The 11,979-nt window shown below is 67.5% G+C and carries 14 protein-coding genes; 4 read left to right on the top strand and 10 right to left on the bottom strand.

From position 1 onward, the window contains the following. Positions 1-194: 194 nt before the first annotated feature. Complete coding sequence (locus tag VDQ18_RS19755) at positions 195-1,397, bottom strand: pyridoxal phosphate-dependent aminotransferase (RefSeq protein ID WP_323022616.1); 1,203 nt, start codon at positions 1,395-1,397, stop codon at positions 195-197. 114 nt (positions 1,398-1,511) lie between these two features. On the opposite strand from VDQ18_RS19755, the gene VDQ18_RS19750 reads away from it, so the two are divergent. Together VDQ18_RS19750 and VDQ18_RS19745 are read left to right on the top strand one after the other, a co-directional pair. After that, on the top strand, positions 1,512-1,907 hold the full coding sequence (locus VDQ18_RS19750) for a helix-turn-helix transcriptional regulator (protein WP_323022615.1): 396 nt from the start codon (positions 1,512-1,514) through the stop codon (positions 1,905-1,907). After that, entirely contained in the window at positions 1,904-2,197 is a 294-nt protein-coding gene (locus VDQ18_RS19745) for a succinate dehydrogenase assembly factor 2 (RefSeq protein ID WP_323022614.1), read from the top strand. Before VDQ18_RS19750 ends, VDQ18_RS19745 begins: the two co-directional genes overlap by 4 nt. Before the next feature lie 79 nt (positions 2,198-2,276). Here VDQ18_RS19745 and VDQ18_RS19740 read toward each other — a convergent pair whose 3' ends face one another. After that, complete coding sequence (locus VDQ18_RS19740; protein ID WP_323022613.1) at positions 2,277-3,248, bottom strand: hypothetical protein; 972 nt, start codon at positions 3,246-3,248, stop codon at positions 2,277-2,279. Positions 3,249-3,471: 223 nt separating this feature from the next. Beyond that, on the bottom strand, positions 3,472-3,933 hold the full coding sequence (locus VDQ18_RS19735; protein ID WP_323022612.1) for a hypothetical protein: 462 nt from the start codon (positions 3,931-3,933) through the stop codon (positions 3,472-3,474). Positions 3,934-4,104: 171 nt separating this feature from the next. Here VDQ18_RS19735 and VDQ18_RS19730 point away from each other — a divergent pair, with 171 nt between their 5' ends. Then, the gene (locus tag VDQ18_RS19730) at positions 4,105-4,620 is read left to right on the top strand and encodes a MarR family winged helix-turn-helix transcriptional regulator (RefSeq protein WP_107752113.1); all 516 of its coding nucleotides are present in this window, start codon (positions 4,105-4,107) and stop codon (positions 4,618-4,620) included. Here the strand turns inward: VDQ18_RS19730 and VDQ18_RS19725 are convergent. From VDQ18_RS19725 to dusA, 7 genes are all read right to left on the bottom strand, one after another. Further along, positions 4,614-5,126, bottom strand: coding sequence for a YbjQ family protein (locus VDQ18_RS19725; RefSeq protein WP_323022611.1), 513 nt, complete (start codon positions 5,124-5,126; stop codon positions 4,614-4,616). The genes VDQ18_RS19730 and VDQ18_RS19725 overlap by 7 nt on opposite strands. Before the next feature lie 3 nt (positions 5,127-5,129). Then, complete coding sequence (gene lipA, locus VDQ18_RS19720) at positions 5,130-6,080, bottom strand: lipoyl synthase (protein ID WP_323022610.1); 951 nt, start codon at positions 6,078-6,080, stop codon at positions 5,130-5,132. A 152-nt stretch (positions 6,081-6,232) separates the two neighbouring features. Further along, positions 6,233-6,781 carry a peroxiredoxin gene (locus tag VDQ18_RS19715; RefSeq protein ID WP_323022609.1) on the bottom strand — a complete coding sequence of 183 codons (549 nt, stop codon included), beginning with the start codon at positions 6,779-6,781 and terminating at the stop codon, positions 6,233-6,235. A gap of 155 nt (positions 6,782-6,936) precedes the next feature. Then, the gene (locus VDQ18_RS19710; protein WP_323022608.1) at positions 6,937-8,121 is read right to left on the bottom strand and encodes a vWA domain-containing protein; all 1,185 of its coding nucleotides are present in this window, start codon (positions 8,119-8,121) and stop codon (positions 6,937-6,939) included. Then, positions 8,121-8,285: a hypothetical protein gene (locus tag VDQ18_RS19705; RefSeq protein WP_170121850.1), complete on the bottom strand. Its 165-nt coding sequence runs from the start codon at positions 8,283-8,285 to the stop codon at positions 8,121-8,123. The genes VDQ18_RS19710 and VDQ18_RS19705 overlap by 1 nt, the downstream gene beginning before the upstream one ends. A gap of 22 nt (positions 8,286-8,307) precedes the next feature. Beyond that, complete coding sequence (locus VDQ18_RS19700; protein WP_323022607.1) at positions 8,308-9,687, bottom strand: DUF2927 domain-containing protein; 1,380 nt, start codon at positions 9,685-9,687, stop codon at positions 8,308-8,310. Further along, the gene (gene dusA, locus VDQ18_RS19695; protein WP_416235132.1) at positions 9,684-10,628 is read right to left on the bottom strand and encodes a tRNA dihydrouridine(20/20a) synthase DusA; all 945 of its coding nucleotides are present in this window, start codon (positions 10,626-10,628) and stop codon (positions 9,684-9,686) included. Before dusA ends, VDQ18_RS19700 begins: the two co-directional genes overlap by 4 nt. 215 nt (positions 10,629-10,843) lie before the next feature. Here dusA and hemE point away from each other — a divergent pair, with 215 nt between their 5' ends. Next, a complete protein-coding gene (gene hemE, locus VDQ18_RS19690; protein ID WP_323022605.1) occupies positions 10,844-11,887 on the top strand; it encodes a uroporphyrinogen decarboxylase in 1,044 nt (347 codons plus the stop codon). The last annotated feature ends 92 nt before the right edge of the window (positions 11,888-11,979 follow it).

Raw genomic sequence — 11,979 nt, 5'->3', positions numbered from 1 at the left:
TGCTGCGCGCGCGGGCGCTGCGGCTGGTGCGGGGCTATCTGGGGATGGGGGGAGGGGTTTCGCCCTCGACCGCGACGCCTCCGGCGCCGAGCTCTCGGGCGACGAGCCGGGGGGCATTCTGCCCCCCGGACCCCCCTGAGGATATTTGAGGCGCAAAGAAGGGGCGCGGCGGGCGCCCCTCTGGCGTCTGGCGGTTACTTCAGGCCTTTGCAGAAGCTCTGGATGCGGGTGCAGGCTTCTTCCAGCACCGAGTCCGAGGTGGCGTAGCTGACGCGGAAGTTGGGGCTGAGGCCGAAGGCCGCGCCGAAGACCACGGCGACGCCGGTTTCCTGCAGGAGCGCCTTGGCGAAGATCTCGTCATTCTCGATCAGCGTGCCGCCGGCCGAGGTCTTGCCGATGCAGCCCGAGATGTCGGGGTAGACGTAGAAGGCGCCTTCGGGTTTCGGGCAGGTGATGCCGGGGGCGGCGTTCAGCCCGTCGACGACCAGGTTGCGGCGGCGCTGGAAGGCCTCGCGGAACGGGACGAGGAAATCCTGGGGCCCGGTCAGCGCCTCGAGCGCGGCGTATTGCGAGACGGAGCAGGGGTTCGAGGTCGATTGCGACTGGATGGTCGCCATCGCCTTGATCAGCGCCACCGGACCCGCGGCATAGCCGATGCGCCAGCCGGTCATGGCATAGGCTTTCGAGACGCCGTTGCAGGTGAGCGTGCGGTCATAGAGGCCGGGTTCGATCTGCGCCGGGCTGGTGAATTCGAAATCGTCGAACACGAGGTGTTCGTACATGTCATCCGACATCACCCAGACATGGGGATGGCGCATCAGCACGTCGGTCAGGCCCTTGAGTTCGTCGCGGGTATACCCCGCGCCGGTCGGGTTCGAGGGCGAGTTGAAGATGAACCACTTGGTCTTGGGCGTGATCGCCGCTTCCAGCGCCTCGGGCGTGAGCTTGAAATTGGTCTCGATCCCGGCGGCGACGGTGACGGGCGTGCCACCGGCCAGCAGCACCATGTCCGGGTAGCTGACCCAATAGGGCGCGGGAATGATCACCTCGTCGCCCGGGTTCAGCGTGACCATCAGAGCGTTGTAGAGGATCTGCTTGCCGCCGGTGCCCACGGTCACCTGGTTCGGCTGGTATTTCAGGCCGTTCTCGCGCTCGAACTTGGCGCAGATCGCCTTCTTCAGCTCGGGGATGCCGTCGACGGCGGTGTATTTCGTCTTGCCCGCGTCGATCGCCGCCTTGGCGGCGTCCTTGATGTGCTGGGGCGTGTCGAAATCGGGCTCGCCGGCACCGAGGCCGATCACGTCCTTTCCGGCGGCTTTCAGCTCGGCCGCCATCACCGTCACGGCGATGGTGGGCGAGGGTTTCACCCGGGCGATGGTGTCGGAAAGGAACGGCATCGGGGCCTCCGGTTTGTGTTTTCCGGAGCCATCTTCTATGGTGCGGACCGATCCCGTTCAAGGGCCAAGGTGGGGCGATGCCGCGCCGCAGCGCCCGCAACCGAGGAGACATGAATGGAAAGCTGGTACACCGACGATCGGGCCACGCTGGGCGACCGGCTGGCGGCCGGGCGCGAGGCGGCCGAGATGACCCAGGCACAGCTGGCCCAAAGGCTGGGCGTCAGGGCCAAGACCCTGCGCGATTGGGAGAACGACGTATCCGAACCGCGGGCGAACCGCCTGCAGATGCTGGCGGCGCTGCTCGGCGTCTCGCTGCGCTGGCTCTTGACGGGCGAGGGCGGCGATGTCACGCCGCCCGAGGAAGAGCCGCGCGTGGTCGATCCGGCCCTGAAGGTGGCGCTGGGCGAGTTGCGCAGCCTCAGGGCCGAGCTTCTGGCCATGGGCGAGCGGATGGGACGGCTGGAAAAGACGCTGCGCTTGCAGGCGGCGGGCAACGGGGAAAACAGGTGAGCGAAACGGACGTCGAGAACCGGCTGAAACGGCTCAGGATGCGGTCCTGGCGGCGGGGGATCAAGGAGATGGACCTGATCCTCGGCCCCTGGGCCGATGAGCAGGTCGCGACCCTGGATGCAGGCGCCCTCGATACCTACGAGGCGCTCTTGGGCGAGAATGACCACGACCTCTACCAATGGGTGACGGCGCGGATCGGCCAGCCCGGGGCGCAGCCGATGGGGCCGCAGGCCTATGACGGGCTGCTGGGGGCGATCGCCACGCATGCCGCGGGGCGTCTGAAGGCGTAGCGAACGGACCGGGCGAATGTCGCGCGGGCATGAAAAAGGCCGGGTCTTGCGACCCGGCCTTTTCGTCATTCAGGGGCGATCACTTGCCCGCGGGCGCCTGCGGCTGCTGCGCGGCCGGGCCGCTGGCCGAGAAGGTGATCGAGGCGTCGCAGGTCGCCTGGCCATAGGTGCCGACCCAGATGTCGTAGCGCCCTTCAACCGCGTCGCCGATCTGCACCGCCGGCTGCAGGCCGTTGGAATCGTCGTTGAAGACCCACGAGGTGTTCGGGTCGTTCACCAGCAGCGTCGTGTCGCATTCGCTCTGCACGGCGATGTCGAGCGAGGTCACCTGGCCCTGGGTGTCGAGGTAGAGCGAGAAATCGGGCGCCTGGGCGACATAGCCATGCGCCTGAATGCCGCATTGGTTGTCGAAGAGATCGACGCCGCCACCGGCCACGACCTGACGGCTGTCGCCACCGGCGCCGGTGGACAGGCGCACTTCGGCGCCACCCAGCGACCAGTCGGGGCAGGTGGGTTGCGCGGGTTGCTGGGGCGGGGTGCCGCCGGTCGAGCCACCCGGCGGGAAGGTCTCGGCGACCAGGGTCGCCTGGCAGGCCTGCTGGCCGTAGCTGCCGACCCAGATGTCATAGCGGCCCGAGGCGGCGTTCGGCAGGCGCAGGCGCGGCTGAAGCGTGCCGTCCTCGTCATCGTTGAAATGCCACTGGCCCGAGAAATCGTTGATCAGCAGCGTGGTGTCGCAATCGGTCTGCACGCGGAATTCCAGGTCGCGGCCCATGTTGCGGGCGTCGTACTCGAGGGTGAAGTTCGGGGCAGGGGTGACGTAGCCCACGCCCTGCACGCTGCCGCAGCTGGCAAGGTTCAGGCCGCCACCGGCGAACAGCGGGTATTGCTGCGCCGCCCAGGCGGTCTCGGCATCGGTGGCGATCTGGATGCCGCCCAGCTGCCAATCCGGGCATTGCTGCGCCGCGGCGGCTCCGGCCAGCATCACGCTGGCCGCGCCACCCGCGGCGGCGATCAGAAATCCTTGTTTGAAACGCGTGTAAATCGACATGGTTGCTCCTGAAAAAGTAGGCGTTGCGGGGCGAAGCGTGGAACCGATTTCGGACTCAGTCAAGGCACATCCCGATCCCTCGGGTTTCAGCACTTGGTGAGAATCCTGCAACAATTCGCGGCAGTTCGGGGGTAAGTCGGGCGGCGGGGCGGGCGGGTTCAAAGGAAATCCGCGACCTTGCCCCGCCGCAGGGCCTGCCCCGCGGGGCAGGGCCCGGGGCCGCTCAGAAGGTCTCGATCTGCAGCTCGGCCTCGCAGTTTTCCATGCCATAGGTGCCGACCCAGATGTCGTAGCGGCCGCTCGGCGCGTTCTCGATCCTGAGGCCGGGATCGGTGCCATTGGCATCGTCGTTGAACAGCCATTGGCCGTTGCTGGCGTTGACCAGCAGCACCGCATCGCAGCCCGCCCGCACCCGGATCTCCAGCGCGCGGCCGAGGTCCAGCGCGTCATAGGCCATGGTGAAATCCGGCTGGTCGATGACATAGCCCGCGCCCTGCGTCTCGGGGCAGGTGGCGAGGTCGGTGGTGCCCCCGGCGATGACCGGGATCGCCTGCGGGACATGGGCCGACTCGGCGGTGTAGCTGAGCGCCGCGCCGGGCGTCTCGTAGCTGGGGCAGGCAAGGGCCGCGGCCGGGAAGGCGAGGGCGCAGAAGGCAACGGCGAGGGGGCGGATCGGGAAGGACATGCAGGGCTCCTGACTGGGTTGCGGGCACAAGATCATGGGGGTCGGGACGGGTCAATCGCTGCCGGTCGCGGCATGAGTGAGAAAAATGCGCGGGCTTAACACCTTGTTTGCAATTTGCGGTGCATTCTCTGTCAATCGAACCGAACGAACGTCAAAAGGCCGGAGACGCGCATGAGTTTTCACCGCCAGGTCAAGGGACCGTCCGAGGACGGTGCCGAGGGCAGTGCCGAGCTGCTGCCGCGCTATCTCGATTCGCTGTCGCTGGTGGAAAGGCTCCACCGGCTGCTGCTCGATGTCATCAAGGATGAATTCGAGCGGCTGGGCATCCTCGACATCAACGCCGTGCAGGCGCTGCTGCTCTTCAACGTGGGCGACAACGAGGTGACGGCGGGCGAGCTGAAATCGCGGGGCTATTACCAGGGCTCGAATGTCTCGTACAACCTGAAGAAACTGGTCGAGAACGGCTACATGCACCACGCACGCTGCGAGATCGACCGCCGCTCGGTCCGGGTTCGCCTGACCCCGAAAGGGCAGGAGGTACGCGACGTCGTGGCCGACCTCTTCGCCCGCCATGCCGAAGGGATGGAGGGCAAGGGCATCGTCGGCCTGGAAGAACTGGACCGGATCAACAATTCGCTCAAACGGATGGAGCGGTACTGGACCGACCAGATCCGCTATATCTATTGATCGGCGATCCGGACGGCGGTGCCGCTGGCCACCAGCATGACCATGGTGCCGGCGCCTGACAGTTCGACATAATCGAGGTCGACGCCGACCACTGCGTTGGCGCCGACCAGCCAGGCTTCGCGTTTCAGCTCAAAGAGGGCCGTGCGCCGGGCATCGCGCATGGTCTGCTGCACCGCCGTCGAGCGTCCGCCGACGATGTCGCGGACACCGGCGAAGAGGTCCTTGAAGATGTTCATGCCGAAAGCGCATTCGGCGGTGACGATCTCGATCCGGTCGAGGATCGGGAGATTCGGGGCGGTCTCGGTGGTCAGGAGGATGGCGTTGATGGCGGCGACTTCCGCCTGCTCTCGCTCGGCTCGCTCCTCGACAGACAGGCGCTTTGTAGCGCTTGTCGCGTCAGGATAGCCTGACCGCGCCCAATCCGAATAACAATCGTCGCAGCGGCCACTGTTGGCCGTGGCCGCAAGGAAGCCGATTGTCTTGCCGCAATCGCGGCACTCGGCCATCGTTCAGACGGCCGCCAGTTTCGCCATCCGCGCATCGCGCAGGCGGGCGAAATCGTCGCCGGCGTGGTAGCTCGAGCGGGTCAGGGGCGTGGCCGAGACCATCAGGAAGCCCTTGCCATAGGCCGATTTCTCGTAGCTGGCGAATTCCTCGGGCGTGACGAACCGCTCGACCGCATGGTGCTTGGGCGTCGGTTGCAGGTACTGGCCGATGGTCAGGAAATCGACATCGGCCGAGCGCATGTCGTCCATGACCTGCAACACGCCCTGCCGGTCCTCGCCCAGACCGACCATGATGCCGGATTTGGTGAAGATCGAGGGATCCAGCTCCTTCACCCGCTGCAAGAGGCGCAGCGAGTGGAAATAGCGCGCGCCGGGGCGGACGGTGGGGTAGAGGCCGGGAACGGTTTCGAGGTTGTGGTTGAACACATCGGGCCGGGCGGCGACCACAACTTCCAGCGCGGAATCGTCGCAGCGCAGGAAATCGGGGGTCAGGATCTCGATCGTCGTCTCGGGTGCGCGGTGGCGCACGGCGCGGATCGTCTGGGCGAAATGCTCGGCGCCGCCATCCTCCACGTCGTCGCGGTCGACCGAGGTGATGACCACATGCTTCAGCCCCAGCGTCGCCACGGCATGGGCCACGCGCCCGGGCTCGAAAGCGTCCAGAGCCTGCGGCTTGCCGGTCGCCACGTTGCAGAAGGTGCAGCCGCGGGTGCAGATCTCGCCCATGATCATCATCGTGGCGTGGCCCTGCGACCAGCATTCGCCGACGTTGGGGCAGCCGGCCTCTTCGCAGACCGTCGACAGGCGGTTCTCGCGGATGATCTCGCGCGTCTTGTTGTAGCCCGCGCCGCCCGGGGCCTTGACGCGGATCCAGGCGGGTTTCTTCGGCTGCGCGTTGTCCGGGCGGTGCGCCTTTTCGGGGTGACGCTGGTCGGGCAGCTTGAGGTCGCGCATCGGGTCCTCCCCTGGCGGATGGCTGGGGAATATCTAGCAAATTCCCGCCGGAAAGCAACCAAGGCGCTGCCGTGGCGCCATGCGCGGGGTGCATGGCGGAACGCAAAAGGGCCGGTCGTGCGGACCGGCCCTTTCAGCGGCTGCAGCCAGGGTCAGGCCGCCCGTTCCTTGTTGGCCTCGACCAGCCAGTTGAGCACGGTCTCGGGCGAGGACACGCCATAGGGGTCTTCGCCGTGGTTGTCGCAGAGCCCCGGTTCTTCGAACCAGGCTTCGACCACGCCGTCATTGATCACGGCGGCATAGCGCCAGGAGCGCAGACCGAAGCCGAGGTTGTCCTTGCGCACCAGCATGCCCATGCGGCGGGTGAACTCGCCCGAGCCATCGGGGATGACCTGCACGTTCTGCAGACCCTGGGCCTTGGCCCATTGGTTCATGACGAAGCTGTCGTTGACCGACATGCAATAGATCGCGTCGATCCCCTGCGCGGCGAAATCGGCGAAGCCGTTCTCGAAGCCGGGCAGCTGGTAGGTCGAGCAGGTCGGCGTGAAGGCGCCGGGCAGCGAGAAGAGGACGACGCGCTTGCCGGCGAAATAGTCGCTGGTGGTCACGTCCTGCCAGCGGAACGGGTTCGGGCCGCCGATGCTGTCATCGCGGACGCGGGTGTGGAAGGTCACCTCGGGAAGCCGGTATCCGGTTTTCATGATCTTGTTTTCCTTGAGGGTTCACGGGAATCGGACCGCAATGGCCCTTGTGCCCCGTCTCGCCAAATCATCGCGATTGTGCAACCGCAAAAACGTCGCATGCCGCGTCGCGGCGCAGGCTGCGGCGGGGATGGCGGGAAAAGCGGCGGGCCTGCCTAGCGGCCCAGCATCCGCATGCCCTCGGTCAGGCCTTCGAGCGTCATCGGCACCATCTGGTCCTCGAAGATCTCGTTGATCAGGCGGATGGAATGCGAATGCGTCCAATAATGCTTGGGCGTCGGGTTGATCCAGAGGTGATGCGCCCAATGCTCGCGCGCCCGGGCCAGCCAGGTGGCGCCGGATTCGTCGTTCCAATGCTCGTTGGCGCCGCCCGCGTGCATCACCTCATAGGGCGACATATTGGCGTCGCCGACGAAGATGCATTTGTAATCGGGGCCATAGGTGCGCAGCACTTCCCAGGTGGGGGTGCGGGCGTCCCAGCGGCGGTGGTTGTCCTTCCAGACGAATTCGTAAAGGCAATTGTGGAAGTAGAAATGTTCGAGGTGCTTGAACTCGGCCCGGGCGGCGCTGAACAGCTCCTCGACCACCTTGACGTAAGGGTCCATCGAGCCGCCGACGTCCAGAAACAGCAGCACCTTCACCGCGTTGCGGCGTTCCGGCCGGGTCTTCACGTCCAGCCAGCCCTGTTCGGCCGTGGCGCGGATCGTGCCGTCGAGGTCCAGTTCCTGATCCGCCCCGTCGCGGGCCCAGTTCCGCAGCCGCTTCAGCGCCACCTTGATGTTGCGGGTGCCGAGTTCGACGGAATCGTCGAGGTTGCGGAATTCGCGCTTGTCCCAGACCTTGACCGCGCGGCCGTTGCGGCCCTCCTTCTGGCCGACGCGCACCCCTTCCGGGTTATAGCCATAGGCGCCGAAGGGCGAGGTTCCGGCAGTGCCGATCCACTTGTTGCCGCCCTGATGGCGGCCTTTCTGTTCCTCAAGCCGCTGGCGCAGTGTCTCCATCAGCTTGTCGAAACCGCCGAGCGCCTCGATCTGCGCGCGCTCTTCCTCGGTGAGGTGCTTCTCGGCCATCTTGGTCAGCCAGTCGTCCGGCAGGTCGATGGCGTCGAGTACCGCCTCGGGCGTCAGCGCCTCCAGCCCCTTGAAGGCGGCGGCGAAGGCGCGGTCGAAACGGTCGATGTGCTTCTCGTCCTTCACCATCGTGGTGCGGGCGAGGTAATAGAAGCCTTCCGGGTCGAATTGTGCCAGCCCCGCCTGCAGCGCTTCCAGAAAGCCCAGATATTCCCGCAGGGTAACGGGAACGGCATGCTGGCGGAGCTGATCGAGGAAGGGGCGAAACATCAGGCGATCCAGTCGATCCCCACGGCAAGCGCGGTGGCGACCAGCGCGCCGATGATGCCCCAGACCGCCGCGTATTGCGCGATGTCGAAGCCCGAGCCGCCGTGCCGGCGGGCCGAGAGCCCGCCCCAGAGCGCGCCGATGACGATACCCGCGATAATGACCATGATTGCCTCTGTTCCGGCGCCCTTACAAGCGGGCCAGACGCTGGGCCGCGTTGCCGATCCGGGCGATTTCTTCATACCGGGCCTGCGCTGCAGCCTCGGAGCCGAAGCCATAGCGCGCGGCGGGCATCGAGTCGAGCCTCAGCCGGTCGCCTTCGGCCGTGTTGCCCAGTTGCGTCTCGGCCTCCGAGCGGATGAAACCCAGCGAGGCGAGGAAGGCCGCGTTCTCGGTCCGCTCGGCATAGGGGCGGGCCTGTTCGGTCAGATCCAGCGCCATCTGTGTCTGGCCGGTGGCCAGCGCCTGCACTGCCAGATGCATGTCGATATGCGCGGCATGAACCTCGCCCCCCGGGGTGCGACGATAGATCTCGGCCGCGGTCAGCAGCTGGTCCAGCGCCGATTCCCCCCGGTCGCGCGGCGCAAGGCGGGCGTTCAGCATCAGGCTCAGCGCCAGCCGGGTATCGGTCCAGCCCTGCGCCCGGGCCATGGCCAGCGCCTGCTCGGCCCCCTCGCGGCGCTGCATCAGCCCGCCGTCCGAGGACAGCGCCTGTTCGATGGCCAGTTGCCAGGCGCGCGGCGTCTCGCCCGCGACGGCGCCGCCCCGGCCGCGCCCGCCCGGGTTCAGACGGTTGAACAGCGTCGGCAGCCGCGCCGCCACCTGCTCGCGCGTCATGCCGGGGGTGAGTTCGGGCGAGTTCCAGACCCGCAGGATCAGCATATCGAAGCCGGTCAGCGTGGTCTGGAAATTGTCGTCGTTGAAGATCGAATCCGCCAGACGGAACAGGTCGTTGAGCGGGCCCAGCGCCTGGCCGATCTCCTCGTGCAGGCAATCGCGGATCTCCTGCGGCGTGGTGTCGTCGGGGATGAAGACCGCGGCACTGGTGCGCTGCACCACGCGGGTCCAGTCGATCGACAGGCTGCGGCGGTTGGCCACGAAGTCCTGCCAGGTGGTGACGTTCGGCACCACGAAACAGGCGGCCGCCGGGACCACGGCCTGCATCTGCCGCCGCGGCAGGAATTCCACGGTGATCGTGTTCGCCCCCTCGGGCGCGGCGGGGGCGCGGGCGATGTCGATCGCGGCCTCGGCGTTCAGCCGCCCGATCAGCCGGTCGAGGTCGGCCATCGCGGTCGCGGGCAGGGCGCCGCGGGTGACCACGGTGACCGGCCCGTCAAAGCGCGAAAAGGCCGGAATCGCGCGCCCGCTCTCCATGGCGAACCCGAGTTCGAGGAAATCGGCCACCATCTCCTGGTTCGAGCGGCTGGGCGGCAGGGGATCGACCGCGCCCGGGCGATAGATCGCCATGGGCTGCGCGGCGCCGACGTTGGATTGCAGCCGCGCGACCTCGGTCGTCGGCACGCAAGCGGTCAGGGCGATCCCTGCCAGGGCGATGAGCGGGGCCTTCATGCCGCTTGCCTTTCGAAGAGTCCGGCGACCAACGCCCGGTAATCGCTGAGGGTTCCGTTCGGCATCTCGCTGAGCGCCCGCCGCCAGTGCCGCGCGCCGGGTTGCCCCGCGAAAAGCCCCAGCAGATGCCGCGTCACGCCGATAAGCCGCCCGCCGCGTTCCAGATGGGCGGCGATGACGTCCTCCATCCCGGCCGCGACCTCCAGCGGATCGGCCTCGGGCGTGGTGTCCCCGAAGAACAGGCGATCCGCCGGGCCCAGGATCTCGGCCGGGCGGTGATAGGCGGCGCGGCCGATCATGACGCCCGCGAAGCCGCGCGCCAGCAGCGCCTCGGCCTCGTCCAGCGTGCCGATCCCGCCGTTGACGCAGATCGTGAGGTCGGGGAATTCCGGGATCATCCGCGCCACCAGATCGTAATCGAGGGGCGGAACCTCGCGGTTTTCCTTGGGCGAGAGGCCCTGCAGCCAGGCTTTCCGCGCATGCACGGTGACCCGGCGGATGCCGGCCTCGCGCGCCGCCTGCAGGAGGGCGGGCAGCGCCTCCTCCGGGTTCTGGTCATCGACGCCGATGCGGCATTTGACCGTGACCTCGACCGCGCTCGCCGCGCGCATCGCCGCCAGACACTCGCCCACCAGGTCGGGCGTTTTCATCAGGACGGCACCGAAGCACCCCGATTGCACCCGGTCCGAGGGGCAGCCGACATTAAGGTTGATCTCGCTGTAACCAGCATCGGCCCCCAGCCGCGTTGCCTCGGCCAGTTCCGCCGGGTCCGAGCCCCCCAGTTGCAGCGCCACCGGCTGCTCGGTCGGGTCGAACCGCAACAGATGCAGCGCGCCCCCCCGGACCAGCGCCGCCGAGGTCACCATCTCGGTGTAAAGCAGGGCATGCCGCGACAGCCGCCGGTGGAACTGGCGGCAGGCGGAATCGGTCCAGTCGAGCATGGGCGCGACGGAAAGGCGCCAGGCGGGGGGAGTCGTCACTCAATCACCGGTCTTGATTTGCGCAAAGCATAGCCGAGCCCGGCGGCGAGGTCCACAAAGCCCGGGCGCCCGTCGCGCCGCCTCGCGGATCTTTGCGCGGCTAGGCTGCGACGGTCGGGCTGCTTGACATCGCGCCGCCCGCGCCCCATCCCGGCCGAAACTCAGGAGGAACGCCCGTGACCGACGCATCCGCCCCGACCAAGACGATCCTGCGCGCGCTGAAGGGCGAGACGCAAGCCGTCCCGCCCGTCTGGATGATGCGCCAGGCCGGGCGCTATCTGCCGGAATACCGCGCGACCCGGGCGCAGGCGGGGGACTTCCTGTCCCTGTGCTACAATCCCGATCTCGCCGCCGAAGTGACCCTGCAGCCGATCCGCCGCTACGGGTTCGATGCGGCGATCCTCTTTGCCGATATCCTGCTGATCGGCCAGGCGCTGGGGGCGAAGCTCTGGTTCGCCGAGGGCGAAGGCCCGCGGATGGAAACCGTGACCGACGCGGCCGGTGTCGCCGCCCTGCGCCCGGCGGGCGAGGTGCACGAGACGCTGGCGCCGATCTACGAGACGCTGAAGATCCTGACCCGCGAATTGCCACGCGAGACGACGCTCATCGGCTTCGCTGGCGCCCCCTGGACGGTCGCCACCTATATGGTCGCCGGTCGTGGCACCAAGGATCAGGGCCCGGCGCATGCCTTCATCGCCCGCGACCGCGAGGGCTTTGCTGCGCTGATCTCGGTGCTTGAGGCGGCGACGGTCGAATACCTCTCGGCCCAGGTCGAGGCCGGGGCCGAGGTGGTCAAGCTCTTCGACAGCTGGGCCGGCAGCCTGAAGGGGCAGGATTTCGACGATTTCGCCCTGAAACCCACCGCCCGCATCATCGCCGCGCTGAAGGCCCGCCACCCGGACCTGCCGATCATCGCCTTCCCGCGCGAGGCGGGCGAGCGCTATATCGGCTTCGCCAAGGCGACCGGCGCGGATTGCGTGGCGCTCGACAATTCGGTCAGCGCCGATTGGGCGGCCGAGCATGTGCAGAAGGACGGCTGCGTGCAGGGCAACCTCGCGCCGCATCACATGGTCGAAGGTGGCGAGGCGCTCACCGCCGAGACGAAGCGCATCGTCAGGGCCTTCTCGAACGGCCCGCACATCTTCAACCTCGGCCATGGCATCACGCCCGACGCCAATCCCGACAACGTGCAGCGGATGATCGACGCGATCCGCGGCTGATTTCATTCTGCGGAAAATACGCAGGGGGGTTCTCAGGGGGAGCCTGCTCCCCCTGAGCGGGGGGTGCGGGGGGCTGGCCCCCCGCTTCCTCC

This window comes from Pararhodobacter sp., assembly GCF_034676075.1.
In the GTDB taxonomy this organism is placed as follows: domain Bacteria; phylum Pseudomonadota; class Alphaproteobacteria; order Rhodobacterales; family Rhodobacteraceae; genus Pararhodobacter.
The sequence above is the reverse complement of the archived record's forward strand: the minus strand, read 5'-3'. Positions and strand labels throughout refer to the sequence as shown.